Consider the following 14637-nt stretch of genomic DNA (forward strand, 5'->3'; position numbering starts at 1 on the left):
TGAAGCCCGGCGCCGCTCAGATGCCCCGCACCAGGCGGAAACCGATGCGCGCGCTGGTGGTGTCCGAATCCTGCGACTGCCGCCACGCCGCACGGGTCTGCTCCGGCGCGTTGGCCCAGTTGCCCCCGCGGATCACCCGTGCGCGACAGCCCGGGTTGAACCAGGCCGCGCCATCGGAGGGCGCGCGCCGGTAGCTGGCATGCCAGCAATCGGCCACCCACTCGCTGAGATTGCCCGCCATGTCGTGCAGGCCGAAGGCATTGGCCTGGAAACTGGCCACCGGCGCGGGCCCCCACCAGCCATCGCCATAGCCGATGAAGGCGTTGTGCCAGTGCCGTCCCGATGGCGAGACATCCTTGCTGCCAGTGAAGTTGCCAGCACCGGGCGGCGGCGTGCCGGCGGCGCCCCACGGATAGCGGCCACTGCTGCCGGCGCGCAGCGCGTATTCGAACTCGGCCTCGCTGGGCAACCGGTAGCTGCGCCCGGTCTGCTCGGACAACCACGCCGCATAGTTTTCGGCATCGCGGATACTGACATGCATCACCGGCGAATTGGCCATCGCGAGGCCACCGTCGTAGTCCGAACGCCAGTCCACGCCGCTGCGGCGGATGAAGTTGCCGCTGCGTTCGTCATAGACCACCGAATGGCCGCGACGGGTCGCACGCGGGCGCGCATTGGTCGCCTTCACGTAGCGCTGGAAATCGCTGACCGTCACCTCGGTGATCGCCATCGCGAAGCCTCGATCAAAGCGTACATAATGCGATGGCCGCTCGGCATCGCTGGCGCCCGGCTCGGCATCACCGGCCCCCATCTGGAAGCCGCCGTGCGGGACCACCACCATCTGCGGCCCGCGCCCGCCATCGCGCATGGCATCGCTGAATACCTGCCCCGGGCGGAAGCTGCCGTAGTGCGTGGCCAGGTCAATGCGCTCACGCAGCTGGGCCACCACCGGGTCTCCCGGCAGGGCGATGCGCAGGGCCTCGGCCAGCTTCTCGCGTGCCGGCTTCAGGCCCTGCGGCGTGGACAGGTCGCGCAGGCCGTCATCGCGCAGCTGCAGCAACACCGCCGCACGGATCTGCTCGATGCGCTCGAACGCGTCGGCAATGGTCGGCGATGAGTCGCGCACCTTGCTGGCTTCGGCCAACCAAGTGCCCGCGCTGGCGAAATCGCGCGCGCGTGCAGCATCTTCGGCGCGGCGGATCAGCCCGCTTTCGGCTGCGGCCAGTCCCTGCCGCGCGCGGCTGTTGTTCCCATCCAGTGCCAGTGCCTCGCGGAAGTTGCCAATAGCCCCGTCCCCGTCTTCGCCGATCCGGCCCGAGCGCAGGTCCTCTTCACCAGCGCGGTTGTAAGCCACCACCCGCTGGGCAAGCTCCACCCGTCCCTGCAGCGCGCGCACCTTCCCGTCCTTCGGCGCCAGCGTCAGCAGAACCAGCGCCTGGCGGCTGGCCTCGGCCAGCGCCTCGCGCTGCCTGAGCGGCCGCACCAGCAGCGCATCCGCCTGCTGCTGCAGCCGCTGGCGGGCACGCTGCAGGCCTTGGCGGGCCTGGCGGTCATCCGGATCCTCTTCCTGTACCGCCAGCCACAGTGGAATGGCGGCATCGGCATCCTCGTACAGCCGGCCCTCGTTGAAGGCCTGCCCGGCCGCGCGGCGCAACTGCGCCAGGCTTCGCCCCTGTCGGTCCACCCGCGGCGGCGTCCATTGCTGCACATCCTCGGCGGCATCCTCGCCGGCGATGGTCACGCTGCCCTGCCCGGCCTGTGGACGCTCGTCGCTGTCTGTGTTCGCAGACAGGCGCGTCCCTTCCCCGGCACTCGGGTCCACTGCCGTGGGGGGCGACGGCGTGCAGCCGGCCAGGGCCACGGCCACGGCGGTGCACAGCACGGACGACAGCGGAAAACGCAAGCAGGATCTCCTTCGGCAGGGACGCGCACCGACGTTAGGCTATTCTCCCCTGCCTGAGCAAACCCGAGTAGTAGGCCCTGACCCGTGGCAACCTGGATCACCACCCCCGCCGAGCTGGATGCGTACTTCCAGCAGCGTCCGGCCCGCATCGGCCTGGACACCGAATTCATCCGTGAACGCACCTTCTGGCCGCAGTTGGCTTTGGTGCAGATGGCGGTCGGGCAGGACATCCTGCTGATCGATCCGCTGATTCCCGGCATGACCGAGGCGCTGGCGCCCTGGCTGGCCGATGAATCGATCACCAAGGTGATGCACAGCGCCAGCGAAGACCTGGTCGCCTTCAAGTGGGCGTGCGGCGTGCTACCGCGGCCATTGTTCGATACCCAGATCGGTGCTGCGCTGGCTGGCATCGGCGGCGGCATGGGTTACCAGAAGCTGGTGGCGGAAATCACCGGCGTGGCGTTGGCCAAGGGCGAAACGCGCTCGGACTGGATGCGCCGTCCACTCTCGGAGTCGCAACTGCAATACGCCGCCGACGACGTCGAGCACCTGTTCGCGCTGCATGACGCCATTGATGCCAAGTTGCAGGCACTGGGCCGCCAGCAGTGGCTGCACGACGACGGCGAGCGCCTGCTGGCCAGCGTCGCCAATGACGAGGACCGCTGGCCGCATCTGGCGATGCGCTCAGCGCAGTTTCTCGATGCTCCCGCGCAGCGCCGCCTGCTGCGCCTGCTGCGCTGGCGTGATGTGCAGGCACGCAGCAGCGACCGCCCGCGCAGCTGGATCCTGGACAACGAACTGGCCGCCACGCTGGCACGCACGCCACCGGCCGATGCCGCCGCGCTGGCCACGCTGTTTGAACAGTTCCCGAAGGCACCGCGCAAGCTGGCAGGCGCGGTCTGGCAGGCACTATCCACGCCGCTGGCCGATGAGGCCGAGGCACCGCTGGCACTGCCCGCCAACGACAGCAACAAGCAGGTACTGAAGAGGCTGCAGGACGCCGTTGCCGAACGCAGCCGCGAGCTGGGCCTGCCGGATGGCGTGCTGGCCTCCCGCAAGCATCTGGAAAGCTATCTGGAACGCCGCAAATGGCCGGCCGCACTGGCGGGCTGGCGCCAGCAGGAACTGGAATCGCAGCTTCAGGCGCTGCTGCCCGCACGTTGATGGCACAAGGCGCCGGACCACGCCGGCGTCGTGCACCTCAAGCCTGCAGGGGCCGTGCTAGGGTTTGGCGGTACTGACAAGGAGACGTCGATGCAGACCCTCAAGATCGCGACCGCCTGCGCACTGCTGCTAACCACGTTGGGCCTGGCATGCTCTGGGCAGGCCGCACCGCTTTCCTATGCACAGGAAAAGGAGAACACAGCCAAGCTGGTGGACATCATTGACGGTGCCACCCGCGACGGTCTGGTTGCTGTGCTGGTGCCGGCCCCGTATGTCGTGCACAACGGCGGGCCAGGTGTCGGCTCCCCGGTCCCCGGCTTTCATCTGGGCAACCGCTCGACCGACCTACCCGGGTTCTCGACGCGGGTGTCCTTCCAGCACAAGGATATTCCCTCCCAAGGCTATGTGCAGCTGTTCAACACCAACGAACTGGAAACCGGCCCGCAGCGGACGGTGTTGATGGACGTGTTCGAGGTGCATCTGATTCCGCCGGGCACCTATCTGCTGAACGGTGCGGAAAACTACCGCCTGAACACCCGCGTGGCCAAGCTGAAGCCGCTGGGGACCACGGACGAAGTATCGAAGGACATCGGCGTCACCCGCCTGGCCGACGTCGATTACCGTTTCTATTCCTGGAAGAAGGTCTGGGTACCACCCGGCGTCCTGACCGATCAGCACTCCCAGCAGGTCTGCATCTCGGTGCATGTGGCCTCCGGCAACTGCGTGGCATGGGGCACCCAGAACTACGAAACCTCGCGCCCGACCGAAGGCTACTGGGATGACAGGATCGTCCCTGAAGACATCCCTGCCGTACGCATCCAGGCGGTCATCGCCAAGGCCCACGCGCCACTGGCCTTCACTGCCCGCGAAGGGCAGATCCTGCTCAGCCCCTTCATTGTTGCCGCCGACGGCGATATCGATTTCAACGCCAACGACTGCGCACCGGTCGACAAGCTGATGGGATGCGCCCTGCGCCGCTTCACGGTGCACTACCAACCCGCGCCGCTGGACGCTGCACGCAAGCACATCGCAATCACCTCGCGCGGCCTCAACGGCAAGCAGCGCAAGGTACTGGAGCGGATGGAGGCGATGCAGCTGCAGGTGCTGGGCCCCAGTGCGCCGTCCGATGCAGCGCTGGGCAAGGGCGTCAGCGCCACGCCTTGAGCACGGATGATGCCTGGCCAGCAACGAAAAACGGCGCTCGATGAGCGCCGTTTCCGGTACACGACGGGGTAAGGCTTACCAGTTCATGTTCAGCGAGACACCCACGGTGCGCGGTTCGTTGTAGACCGCCGCCATGTAGTTCTCGATCACACCCTTGAGGTTCTTCTCGTTGGTGATGTTGCGCGCGAACAGCGCAACTTCGTAGGCACCGTAGTTGCCCGAGTAGCCGATCTTCAGGCCACCTTCGAAGTCACCCTTGGAGTTGAACTCCTTGCTGTCGTACAGCACGAAGCTGGTGTAACCCTGCTTGTTCCAGTCGGTGGACACGAACATGGTGCCAGCGTCGCTGACCGGGAAGTCGTAGCGGGCAGCCAGGTTCACGTTGTACTTCGGTGCGTTCGGCAGCGGGTTGCCGTCGATCTGCGCGAAGGTGTTGGCGCCGACCTTGATGGTCGGGTCATTCACCGTGCACACCACCTGGCCGTTGAGGCCGCAGACCTGTGCGTAGACGCGCTTGTCCTTGATCTCGCTGTGCAGCAGGCTCAGGCCGGCGCTCAAGGTCAGGTTCGGGATCGGGCGCAGCTCCATGTCGGCTTCGAAGCCGTAGGCCCTGGCCTTGTCGGCGTTGAACAGCACGCCGTTGCCGTCCGAATCGTTGCCGTTGAGCTGGATGTCGTTGACGGTGTAGGTGAACGCGGTGGCGTTCAGGCGCAGGCGGTTGTCCCACAGGCTGCTCTTCACGCCCGCTTCCCAGGACAGGATCGTCTCGGAATCGGCGGTGGTGAAGTCGGCATTGAACACTGCCGAACGACCCTGGATGGTCGGGCCACGGAAGCCACGCGCGACCTTGGCGTAGACGCTCACGTCCGGCGTGATCTGATACATCGCGCTCAGATCCCAGCTCGGGGTGGTGTCGGACATCTTGACGTCGGTGCGGCCCTTGTAGGTGACCACGCCGGCAGCGGTGTCGGCGGTCTTCAGCAGGCGGGTGTGCTTCTCGTCCCGGGTCTGGCGCAGGCCGGCGGTGACGGTGAACTTGTCGGTGAAGGCGTAGCTCAGCTGGCCGAAACCGGCCCACGAGGTGTTCTTGTTGCGCAGGCGCACCCAGTTGTTCGGGTTGCGTGCCGCGCCCTGCAGGAACCAGGCGCGCTGGTAGAAGTCGGTGGTGTCGCTGCCGTTGAAGTAGAACGCACCGGCCTGCCACTGCAGCGCGCTGTCGTCATGGCTGGCCAGGCGGAATTCCTGGGTCCACTGGTCCAGGTCGCGGATGCGGCCCATCGACTGGCCGTAGCCGTTCGGCACGCCGTTGACCGGGAAGTTCACCGCAGCACCGCCGTCGGTGTCGCCACGGCTGTAACCGGAGGTGGTCTCGTAGGCGGTGATCGAGGTGAAGTCGATCGCGCCGAAGTCGTAGCGTGCCTTCACCGAGCCGCCGTAGGTCTTGTAGGCCTGCGGGTTGTTGTCGGCCTCGTCGTAGGCGACCTTGTCGCGCGGCACGTCGGTCTTGTTCGAGCCCTTGGTCAGCGCACCGCGCAGGAACAGGGTCGAGGTGCCTTCATAGTCGCGGGCGTGGGCCGAGGCCAGGATCGAGAACTGGTCGCTCGGGGTCAGCAGCAGCTGGGCGCGCACGTTGCGGTCGTCGAAGCCGCCCATGGCGTTCTTCTTCGGGCTGACCGTGCCATCGGCGCTCGGGCCCTTGTAGGTGTTGTCGACGTAGTCATCGCGGTGCTGGTACAGCGCCGACACGCGGAACGAGGCGATGTCGTTGATCGGGCCGCCGAAGCCGCCGTCGATCGACACGCTGTTGTAGGTGGCGTAGCTGGCGCTGACGCGGCCGGTGTAGTCCTGGGTCGGCTTCAGGGTGTCGAACTTGACGATGCCGGCGGTGGTGTTGCGGCCGAACAGCGAGCCCTGCGGGCCGCGCAGCACTTCCACCTGGTCTACGTCATAGACCGGGTTGGACTTCAGCACCACGTGCTCCAGCACCACGTCGTCCTGGATGATCGACACCGGCTGCGAGGCTCCCAGGTAGAAGTCGATGTTGCCCAGGCCGCGGATGTAGAAGCGCGGGAAGATGCGGCCGGTGGTGGTTTCCGCATACAGGCTCGGCACGCGGCCGGACAGTGCCAGCAGGGTGTCGTCGCCGCCGGCGGTGAAGTCGCGCATGCGCTCCCCCTGCACCACACCCACCGAGACCGGCACTTCCTGCAGGTTCTGCTCACGGTGTTCGGCGGTCACGGTGATCGTGTCCAGGCCGGTCGGGGTCGGCGCGCTGTCCTGCGCGGCGGCGCCGAAGCTGCCGACCAGGGCCAGACCGGCACAGGCCAGGGCCAGCGGGTGACGGCGGAAGGAAACAAGGGAAGACGACAGACCCGACAGGCGGCGGGAATCGGAATGGGAGGGCATGGAATGCTCTGAGGAGGCGTCCGTGCGGCCTGCGCGAGCCGGGCGGCAAAAGGGAGGAGAACTGCGCAAGCGGCCATTATCCCCCAAATTGTTACGATTTCGTTGCGCGGACCCCGCCGCGGCGAACCGAACGGTTTCGGCACCATTGCGCGCGCTCACGCCGCGTCGTCCGGCGTCCGGATCGGCTTGGCAAGGCGCGGCCACTTGGCTACACTTGAGTCCTGCCGTGGGGCCATAGCTCAGCTGGGAGAGCGCGTCGTTCGCAATGACGAGGTCAGGAGTTCGATCCTCCTTGGCTCCACCACTTTTCAGAAGAACCCGCAGATCGCCATGATCTGCGGGTTTTTTCTTTTCAGCGCCTCCGGCTCAGGCCGGCTCCTGTTCTCCATCCTTGCGTTGCGGGCCGCGCGAGTGCGTATCACGCACCTGTTGATCGCGCTGCCCCGGCCGCTGCTTGGCCACATCGTCCTGCTTCCTGTCCTGGCGGCTTTCCTGGATGCCCTGCTTCGGGTCCTGATCCCTGCTTTGCTCGTTCATCGAAAACTCCCTCGCCGGCAGCAGGCCAGCGCTGCCACCACGCTAGAGGTTGCCGGGTGAGCCGCAGGTCAGTCCCGCGCCAACATCCTGTGCAGGAAGCGGCTTGCCGCCACCGCCCCGCCCAGCCAGAATCCGGGGCACCACGCTCACCGGTGTGCCATGCCCTCCTCTGCCCAGCACGCAGCCCACGCGTTGCCGATGCTCCTCAATGCGACCGACGGCAGCATCCAGCTCGGCAACCTGCCAGCATTGATCGGCCCCACCTTGTTACTGGACGAAGCGCGTGCCGCCTTTGCCCCGCTGGTCCGAGGGGAGCGCGATGTCGGCACCGGCTACGTCTGGCTCAGCCTGCACCAGCTCAGCCTGGGCGGCGCGCCCGCTGGCATCAGCCTGTGCTTCTTCGGGCAACAGCTCAACATGGTGACGATGGGCGTCGATCTACCCGGTGCGACGTTGGAAGACGGCTGGCCGACCCAGGCGGCAATCGATGCCGAAGTCGCCTTCATGCGCCGCACGCTGGGTGCGGCGCTGGGGCGCAAACTGGCCGGCGGCCACGCCCGCTTCGACTGGGGCGAGGCATGGGCCCGTTTCGATCCGAAGGGCTTCATGGCCAGCAGCGGTATCCGCTACCGGCCACGTCGGTGACCGTCCTCAGGTGCGGGTAATCGATACCCCGCCCTCCACACGCATCGCGGTACCGGTAACGAAACTGCTTTCATCGCTGGCCAGGAACAGCGCCGCATTGGCGATCTCCTCCGGCTCGGCCAAGCGCTTGAGTGCGTGCAGCGAGCGCACGAAGTCACGTGCATCGCCGGTGGGCGCCGCCTGCCGGCCCATCTCGGTATCGGTACCACCGGGCAGCAGCACATTGCTGCGTACGCCGCGCGCACCGTATTCGGCGGCGATCACCTGGCTCAGGCCGATCAGCCCGGCCTTGCTTGACGCATAGGCCGCCATGCCCGGGAATCCCACGGTGTGACCGACGAAAGTGCCAACGAACACCAGCGAGCCGCCGCCGCGCGCCAGCAGTGCCGGCAACTGCGCACGTGCGGCATGGAACGCGGCATCCAGATTGGTGGCCATCACTTCACGCCAAGCGTCCACCGGGAACTCCGCTGCCGGCACGCCCGGCCCGAGCATGCCGGCATTGTTGAGCGCGATGTCCAGGCCGCCGAAGGACTGCTGGGCCAGATCGACCAGCGCTTGTGCCGTGCCCGGGTCAGCCACGTCAGCGGCATGCGCCACGGCTTCGCCACCGGCGGCGCGAATCTGCTCGACCAGCGCCTGCAGCGGCTCCGGCCGCCGTGCGTTGAGCACCAGCTTCGCCCCTTCGGCGGCGAAGCGCAGCGCGCTGGCGCGGCCAATGCCAGCGCTGGCACCGGTGATGAGAGCGATCTTGTTGTTCAGGCGCATGGTCGTGGTGCCGGTTGTGAAGTGGCCGCCACGATGCCGCGCCTTCGGCCTGCCAACACTCCGTTTCCGGGCCTGGCCCGTCGGTGCAGGAAACGGAGTTTCCGCAGAACCGGCGCGTGCCAGAATCCGGCCATGGACAGTACCGCCACCACCGCCCTCGATGCCCGCGTCGAACGGGTCTGCCGCCACCTGCAGACCAGCCTCGACGAACCCTCACTGCAGGAACTGGCCGACATCGCCGGCTGCAGCCCGACCCGGCTGCACCGCCTGTTCAAGCAGGCCACAGGGTTGACCCCCAAGCAGTACGCTGCCGCGCTGCGCGCCGACCGCCTGCGCACCGGGCTGGAACAGCAGGAACGCATCACCGATGCCTTCCATGATGCCGGCTTCGGTTCCAGTGGGCGCTTCTACGAGAACGCACCGAAGTTGCTGGGCATGACGCCCAAGCAATGGCGCGCAGGTGGTCGCGGCGAAGTCATCCACTTCGCGCTTGCCGAAAGTTCACTGGGCAGCGTGCTGGTGGCCAGCAGTGCCACCGGCGTGGTCGCGATACTGCTCGGCGACGATCCGGAGACGCTGCTGCAGTCATTGCAGCAACGCTTCCGCCAGGCCGAACTGATTGGCGCCGACCAGGGCTATGAGCAACTGGTGGCGCAGGTCGTGGGCCTGGTCGAGGATCCTTCGCGGGGCGCCACGCTGCCGCTGGATATCCGCGGCACCGCATTCCAGCAACGGGTGTGGCAGGCGCTGCAACAGATCCCGCGTGGACAAACCGCCTCCTATGCGGATGTCGCTGCGCGTATCGGTGCGCCACGCTCGAGTCGTGCGGTGGCACGTGCATGCGCAAGCAACCCGCTGGCGGTGGCAGTCCCCTGCCACCGCGTGGTGCGCCGCGACGGCGACCTGTCCGGCTATGCCTGGGGCGTGGCACGCAAGCGCGAACTGCTGCGCAGGGAAAAGGCCTCGACTGCCTGAAGTGGGTGCCGACCTTGGTCGGCACACCGCCAAGCCCTCAATCCAGCTTCACCACCAGCTTGCCGAAGTTGCGTCCCTGCAGCAGCCCGAAGAACGCCTCCGGCGCATTCTCCAGCCCTTCCACCACATCCTCGCGGTACTGGATGCGGCCTTCGCGCAGCCACTGCCGCATCTCACGTTCGAAGTCCGGCCACAGATGGTTGAAGTCGTGCACGATGAAGCCACGCACGGTCAGGCGCTGGCGCAGGATCTGGCTGAACAGTGCCGGCAACCGGTCCGGGCCGGGCTGCTCGACGCCCCGCTCGTTGTAGGTGGCGATGGTGCCGCACACCGGAATGCGGGCGAAGTTGTTGAGCAGCGGCAGCACTGCATCCAGCACATGGCCACCGACATTCTCGAAGTACACGTCGATGCCGGCAGGTACCGCCGCGCGCAGCTGCTCGGCAAAATCAGCCGCGCGATGATCCAGCGCCTCGTCCACGCCCAGCGTCTGCAGATAGGCACGCTTGGCCTCGCCACCAGCGATAGCCACTACGCGCGCGCCCTGCAGCTTGGCCAGCTGCGCTACGGTCGCGCCGACCGGCCCCGTTGCGGCAGCCACCACCAACGTCTCGCCCGGCTTCAGACGGGCGATTTCATGCAGGCTGGAATAGGCGGTGAAGCCGGGCATGCCATATACCCCCAGCGCCGTACTCAGCGGCAGTCCGGCCGGGTCCAGGCGGCGCCCCAGTGCCGTGGCCGGCAGCACCGCGTGGGTCTGCCAGCCACCCGGCGCCAGCACCAGCTCACCTGCAGCTACACCCTCGGCGTTGGACTGCAGCACCTCGGCCACGGTCTGCCCTTCCATCACCGCGCCCACCGCCACCGGCGCGGCATAGGACGGTCCCTCATCCATGCGTCCACGCATGTACGGGTCCAGTGAGAGGTAGCGATTGCGCAGCAGCACCTCGCCGTCGCCCAAGGGCGGCAGCGCGGCATGCTCCAAGCGGAAATTGGCTGCAGTAGGCGCCCCCAGCGGACGCGACGCCAGCACGATGCGGGTGGTGGTCAATGAGTCGGACATGACGACGATCTCTGCTGTTGCCAGCGTCAGGAAGAGAACGCCGACACTACGCCGCAGCGTGCCCCAATGGCGGTCACGAAAACAGCGTTCCATGTCAGGTGTCGGTGCCGTCCACGCGCTGGCCCCGCCACACCGCTTTTGTCGATCACCGTGGCCCGCTGAATTCCGCCGCAGGCGATGATCACCGCGCCGCCGCGCCCCGATGAATCGGCTCCAGCGCGCCCCCGCCCCGCGACGGCGGATCAAGTACTTGCGCCTGCGCAGACGGCAATGTGAAGGTTTTTTGCCAAAATGCTTGCCGTGGGCGACTGACCTCCGTAATATGCGCGTCCTTGGCAGCGACCTCGCTGCAATGAACTACGTGGCCGAGTAGCTCAGTTGGTAGAGCAGGGGATTGAAAATCCCCGTGTCGGCGGTTCGATTCCGTCCTCGGCCACCACGTTCGACAGCCTGCAGAAATGCGGGTCTTTTTTTCGGGAATCGCAGTTGATCGTGATTGCCACACAGTTTGGCCGAGTAGCTCAGTTGGTAGAGCAGGGGATTGAAAATCCCCGTGTCGGCGGTTCGATTCCGTCTTCGGCCACCATCTTTCGAGACCTGCAGAGATGCAGGTCTTTTTTCTGTCCGTGCTTCGCGCACTGCACAAGTTGCGGATGCGGCGCCTGCGCACACGCCCGGTTGACGAAACATTTACACCGGCATGCGCGGCGGCACCTACGCTCCAGACTCCTGCCCGGAGCCTAACGATGCCTCTGCGCCCTGCCCTGCTCGCCTGCCTGCTGCTGGCCGCCTTCCCGGTGATCGCCACTGAACCTGTGCGCGCGGTCGAGCGCCTGGACATCGATCGCTATGCCGGCCAGTGGCACGAGATTGCGCATCTTCCGGTTTCGTTCCAGAAGCAATGCGTGGGCGATATCACCGCCAACTACGGGCTGCGCCGCGATGGCCGCATCAGCGTCACCAATGCCTGCCGCAACGGCGACGGAGAACGCGTGGTTGCTGAAGGCGTGGCGCGCCCGGTTGCCGGCCATCCCGGCCAGTTGCAGGTGCGATTCGTTCCGGACTGGCTGAGCTGGGTGCCACTGGTCTGGGCCGACTACTGGGTCCTGGCACTGGACCCGGACTATCAGTGGGCGTTGGTCGGTGAACCGGACCGAAAGTACCTGTGGATCCTCTCGCGCCTGCCGGAAATGGATCGCGCCCAGTTCGAACAGCTGAAAGCCAAGGCCGAGACGATGGGCTACGACCTCGGCCCGCTGCGCCTGATGGCCCCGATTCGCGATACACCCGCCGACTGAACCTCCCCGCATCCGGCGCACTACGCGCGCGCCATGCGGCGCCGCGCACGCCCGGCCGCCATCTTCACGCGCTACCCTCTGCGACGGGTCGCCACAGGCGACCCAAACGACCATACGCCGTAGTATGCTTATCCAACGCACCCCTTCAGAGGAACTGCGCCCATGCTCCACCGTTTCCGTATCGCCTTGATCGTCCTGTGCACCCTCGCCCTTGTTGCCTGCAACAACGGCATCGTCAAGCGTGTTTCGGAACCGGCGGCCAGCCTCCAGCAGCTGACCGTGCGCGCCGACGGCAACTGGACCGTGGCCCTGCGCCTGCAGAACTACAGCTCCATGCCCATGACCTTCGATGACGTCGCGCTGGCGCTGACCGTCGGCGACAGCGACGCCGGCACCCTGCAGGCCAAGCCGGGCATCTCCATTGGCGGCACCTCAGCCGATGTCATCAATGTTGACCTCGTGCCCAGCTCGGCCGCACGCCTGGTGGTGGCCGACGCGCTGGCCAGCAACCGCACCCTGGCTTACGGCCTGAAGGGAACGGTGGCGGCCACGCCGCAGGAAAAGAAGCAGCGCAGCTTCGATATCAGCAGCCGCAGCACCCTCAACCAGGCGCCCGGCCTGCCGGGCGTGCTGCGCTGATTTCCACCTTCCGTCGCGGCGCCTGGCGCCACTCTCCCCTGCCCTGATCAAACCGAGACGTACCGATGAGCAGCTACACCGCCCCGCTTTCCGACCTCCGTTTCGCCCTGCACGACGTGCTCAAGGTCGAACCCCTGTTCGCCCGCCTGGGCTTCACCGACGCCACCGCCGACGTGGTCGATGCCGTGCTGGAGGAAGCCGGCCGCTTCAGCGCCACCGTGCTGGCCCCGCTCAACAGCGTCGGCGACGAGATCGGCTGCGTGCTCGACCAGGCCACCGGTGAAGTGACCACCCCGCCCGGCTTCAAGCAGGCCTACGACCAGTTCGTCGATGGCGGCTGGACCGGCCTGACCGCCTCGCCGGAACTGGGTGGGCAGGGCCTGCCGCACACCCTGGGCGTGCCGCTCAACGAAATGATCAACGCCGCCAACCTGGCGTGGGGCAACTTCCCGCTGCTCTCGCACGGCGCCATCGAAGCGCTGAAGCAGCACGGCGAAGCCTGGCAGCACGAGGCCTTCCTCAAGCCGCTGATCGAAGGCCGCTGGACCGGCACCATGTGCCTGACCGAACCGCACTGCGGCACCGACCTGGGCCTGCTGAAGACCAAGGCCGAGCCGAATGCCGATGGCAGCTACGCGATCACCGGCACCAAGATCTTCATCACCGCCGGCGAGCACGACCTGACCGGCAACATCGTGCACCTGGTGCTGGCCAAGCTGCCCGACGCCCCTCCGGGCGCCAAGGGCATCTCGCTGTTCGTCACCCCCAAGTTCAAGGTCGACCGCGAAGGTAACGTCGGCGAGCGCAACGCACTGCGCTGCGGCTCGATCGAGCACAAGATGGGCATCAAGGGGTCGGTCACCTGCGTGATGAACTTCGATGGCGCACAGGGCTACCTGGTCGGCCAGCCGCACAAGGGCCTGCAGGCGATGTTCACCATGATGAACACCGCGCGCCTGGGCGTTGGCCTGCAGGGCATCGGCCTGTCCGAGCGCGCCTACCAGAACGCACTGAAGTACAGCCGTGAGCGCCTGCAGTCGCGCGCCCTGAGTGGCGCCAGGTTCCCGGACAAGCCGGCCGACCCGATCCTGGCCCACCCGGATGTGCGACGCATGCTGCTGACGGTGAAGTCGCTGGTCGAAGGCAGCCGCCTGCTGGCGCTGCACGCTGCCACCCTGATCGACATTGCCCACCATGCCGGCGATGCCGCCGAGCGCGAGCGCGCCGACACCCTGGTGAGCTTCCTCACGCCCATCTCGAAGGCCTGCCAGACCGAATGGGGCATCGAGAACACCTACAACGCCCTGCAGTGCTTCGGTGGCCACGGCTACATCCGCGAACACGGCATGGAACAGCTGGCCCGCGATGCGCGCATCACCACGCTGTATGAAGGCACCACCGGCATCCAGGCGCTGGACCTGATCGGCCGCAAGACCGCCTCCAGCCAGGGCGCCGGCCTGAAGCTGATGCTGGCCGAGATCGAAGCCTTCGCCAAGGAACACGAGGGCAACGAAGCGCTGGCCGAGTTCATTGGCCCGCTGCGCGCCAAGGCCGCCGAATGGGGCAAGCTGACGATGGACGTGCTGCAGCGCGCGGCCGGCAATCCGGACGAACTGGGCGCAGCCAGCTACGACTACCTGTTCTATTCGGGTTACGTGGTGCTGGCCTACTGGTGGACCCGCAGCGTGGCCGCCGCCGATGCCAGCGCGCACGGTGCCGCTTTCGCCCAGGGCAAGCGCGAAACCGCGCGCTTCTACTTCGCCCGCGTGCTGCCGCGCACCCTCAGCCACGCCGCCGCCATCCAGGCCGGCGCCGCCCCGCTGATGGCAATGGACGACGAGCGCTTCGGCGCCTGAGCCGGGCTGCCGCCCGGCACCCGCGGTAGTGCCGGCCGCTGGCCGGCAACCGCAAAGCAACAGCTGGATCCCGGTGGATGGCGGGGCGGTGTGGGCTGGCAGGACACGCCGTAAACCCCGCTCCGCGGTCCGGCCCAGCCGCTGGCGGCTGGGCGTTCGGGCGCTTGCGAAGCAGTGCTTCGCAAGCAAAGCGCCCTCACCCCTGGGGGCTCGATGGCG

The 14637-nt window shown here is 67.0% G+C and carries 12 protein-coding genes and 3 tRNA genes; 10 read left to right on the forward strand and 5 right to left on the reverse strand.

The window, feature by feature from the left end:
• Nucleotides 1-16: 16 nt before the first annotated feature.
• Nucleotides 17-1903, reverse strand: coding sequence for a formylglycine-generating enzyme family protein (locus AC5P7R_RS19470; protein ID WP_021202163.1), 1887 nt, complete (start codon nucleotides 1901-1903; stop codon nucleotides 17-19).
• A gap of 84 nt (nucleotides 1904-1987) precedes the next feature.
• On the opposite strand from AC5P7R_RS19470, the gene rnd reads away from it, so the two are divergent.
• Both rnd and AC5P7R_RS19480 read left to right on the forward strand, forming a co-directional pair.
• On the forward strand, nucleotides 1988-3067 hold the full coding sequence (gene rnd, locus AC5P7R_RS19475) for a ribonuclease D (RefSeq protein ID WP_459390056.1): 1080 nt from the start codon (nucleotides 1988-1990) through the stop codon (nucleotides 3065-3067).
• 90 nt (nucleotides 3068-3157) lie between these two features.
• Nucleotides 3158-4231 (forward strand): hypothetical protein, encoded by a 1074-nt coding sequence (locus tag AC5P7R_RS19480; RefSeq protein WP_021202165.1) that lies wholly within the window; start codon nucleotides 3158-3160, stop codon nucleotides 4229-4231.
• A gap of 75 nt (nucleotides 4232-4306) precedes the next feature.
• Here the strand turns inward: AC5P7R_RS19480 and AC5P7R_RS19485 are convergent, their stop codons facing one another.
• On the reverse strand, nucleotides 4307-6637 hold the full coding sequence (locus AC5P7R_RS19485) for a TonB-dependent receptor (RefSeq protein ID WP_206621272.1): 2331 nt from the start codon (nucleotides 6635-6637) through the stop codon (nucleotides 4307-4309).
• A gap of 228 nt (nucleotides 6638-6865) precedes the next feature.
• Here AC5P7R_RS19485 and AC5P7R_RS19490 point away from each other — a divergent pair.
• Nucleotides 6866-6941 (forward strand) — tRNA-Ala (locus AC5P7R_RS19490).
• 62 nt (nucleotides 6942-7003) lie between these two features.
• Here AC5P7R_RS19490 and AC5P7R_RS19495 read toward each other — a convergent pair.
• Nucleotides 7004-7174, reverse strand: coding sequence for a hypothetical protein (locus AC5P7R_RS19495; RefSeq protein WP_171952866.1), 171 nt, complete (start codon nucleotides 7172-7174; stop codon nucleotides 7004-7006).
• 159 nt (nucleotides 7175-7333) lie between these two features.
• On the opposite strand from AC5P7R_RS19495, the gene AC5P7R_RS19500 reads away from it, so the two are divergent.
• Nucleotides 7334-7819, forward strand: a complete 486-nt coding sequence (locus AC5P7R_RS19500) for a hypothetical protein (RefSeq protein ID WP_171952867.1) — start codon at nucleotides 7334-7336, stop codon at nucleotides 7817-7819.
• 6 nt (nucleotides 7820-7825) lie between these two features.
• On the opposite strand, the gene AC5P7R_RS19505 is transcribed toward AC5P7R_RS19500, so the two are convergent.
• Nucleotides 7826-8587 carry an SDR family oxidoreductase gene (locus tag AC5P7R_RS19505; protein ID WP_111098301.1) on the reverse strand — a complete coding sequence of 254 codons (762 nt, stop codon included), beginning with the start codon at nucleotides 8585-8587 and terminating at the stop codon, nucleotides 7826-7828.
• A 132-nt stretch (nucleotides 8588-8719) separates the two neighbouring features.
• Here AC5P7R_RS19505 and AC5P7R_RS19510 point away from each other — a divergent pair, with 132 nt between their 5' ends.
• Nucleotides 8720-9562: a bifunctional transcriptional activator/DNA repair enzyme AdaA gene (locus AC5P7R_RS19510; RefSeq protein ID WP_031269378.1), complete on the forward strand. Its 843-nt coding sequence runs from the start codon at nucleotides 8720-8722 to the stop codon at nucleotides 9560-9562.
• Between the two features lie 37 nt (nucleotides 9563-9599).
• On the opposite strand, the gene curA is transcribed toward AC5P7R_RS19510, so the two are convergent.
• Nucleotides 9600-10625 (reverse strand): NADPH-dependent curcumin/dihydrocurcumin reductase, encoded by a 1026-nt coding sequence (gene curA, locus AC5P7R_RS19515; RefSeq protein WP_021202171.1) that lies wholly within the window; start codon nucleotides 10623-10625, stop codon nucleotides 9600-9602.
• 363 nt (nucleotides 10626-10988) lie between these two features.
• On the opposite strand from curA, the gene AC5P7R_RS19520 reads away from it, so the two are divergent.
• From AC5P7R_RS19520 to AC5P7R_RS19540, 5 genes are all read left to right on the forward strand, one after another.
• Nucleotides 10989-11064, forward strand: a tRNA-Phe gene (locus AC5P7R_RS19520).
• Nucleotides 11065-11135: 71 nt separating this feature from the next.
• A tRNA-Phe gene (locus AC5P7R_RS19525) sits at nucleotides 11136-11211 on the forward strand.
• 160 nt (nucleotides 11212-11371) lie between these two features.
• Nucleotides 11372-11923: a lipocalin family protein gene (locus AC5P7R_RS19530; RefSeq protein ID WP_019660542.1), complete on the forward strand. Its 552-nt coding sequence runs from the start codon at nucleotides 11372-11374 to the stop codon at nucleotides 11921-11923.
• Nucleotides 11924-12085: 162 nt separating this feature from the next.
• Nucleotides 12086-12562, forward strand: coding sequence for an LEA/WHy family protein (locus AC5P7R_RS19535; protein WP_010486516.1), 477 nt, complete (start codon nucleotides 12086-12088; stop codon nucleotides 12560-12562).
• Nucleotides 12563-12627: 65 nt separating this feature from the next.
• A complete protein-coding gene (locus AC5P7R_RS19540; RefSeq protein ID WP_495214144.1) occupies nucleotides 12628-14418 on the forward strand; it encodes an acyl-CoA dehydrogenase C-terminal domain-containing protein in 1791 nt (596 codons plus the stop codon).
• Nucleotides 14419-14637: the final 219 nt, after the last annotated feature.

It is taken from the genome of Stenotrophomonas sp. YJH_SMC_27, assembly GCF_059369815.1.

Bases quoted from the DNA above. Each gene is read 5' to 3' on its own strand.
- AC5P7R_RS19530 (WP_019660542.1), top strand. From the start codon at position 11,372: ATGCCTCTGCGCCCTGCCCTGCTCGCCTGCCTGCTGCTGGCCGCCTTC.
- AC5P7R_RS19505 (WP_111098301.1), bottom strand. From the start codon at position 8,587: ATGCGCCTGAACAACAAGATCGCTCTCATCACCGGTGCCAGCGCTGGC.
- AC5P7R_RS19485 (WP_206621272.1), bottom strand. From the start codon at position 6,637: ATGCCCTCCCATTCCGATTCCCGCCGCCTGTCGGGTCTGTCGTCTTCC.
- AC5P7R_RS19480 (WP_021202165.1), top strand. From the start codon at position 3,158: ATGCAGACCCTCAAGATCGCGACCGCCTGCGCACTGCTGCTAACCACG.
- AC5P7R_RS19495 (WP_171952866.1), bottom strand. From the start codon at position 7,174: ATGAACGAGCAAAGCAGGGATCAGGACCCGAAGCAGGGCATCCAGGAA.
- AC5P7R_RS19500 (WP_171952867.1), top strand. From the start codon at position 7,334: ATGCCCTCCTCTGCCCAGCACGCAGCCCACGCGTTGCCGATGCTCCTC.
- AC5P7R_RS19540 (WP_495214144.1), top strand. From the start codon at position 12,628: ATGAGCAGCTACACCGCCCCGCTTTCCGACCTCCGTTTCGCCCTGCAC.
- AC5P7R_RS19535 (WP_010486516.1), top strand. From the start codon at position 12,086: ATGCTCCACCGTTTCCGTATCGCCTTGATCGTCCTGTGCACCCTCGCC.
- curA (WP_021202171.1), bottom strand. From the start codon at position 10,625: ATGTCCGACTCATTGACCACCACCCGCATCGTGCTGGCGTCGCGTCCG.
- AC5P7R_RS19510 (WP_031269378.1), top strand. From the start codon at position 8,720: ATGGACAGTACCGCCACCACCGCCCTCGATGCCCGCGTCGAACGGGTC.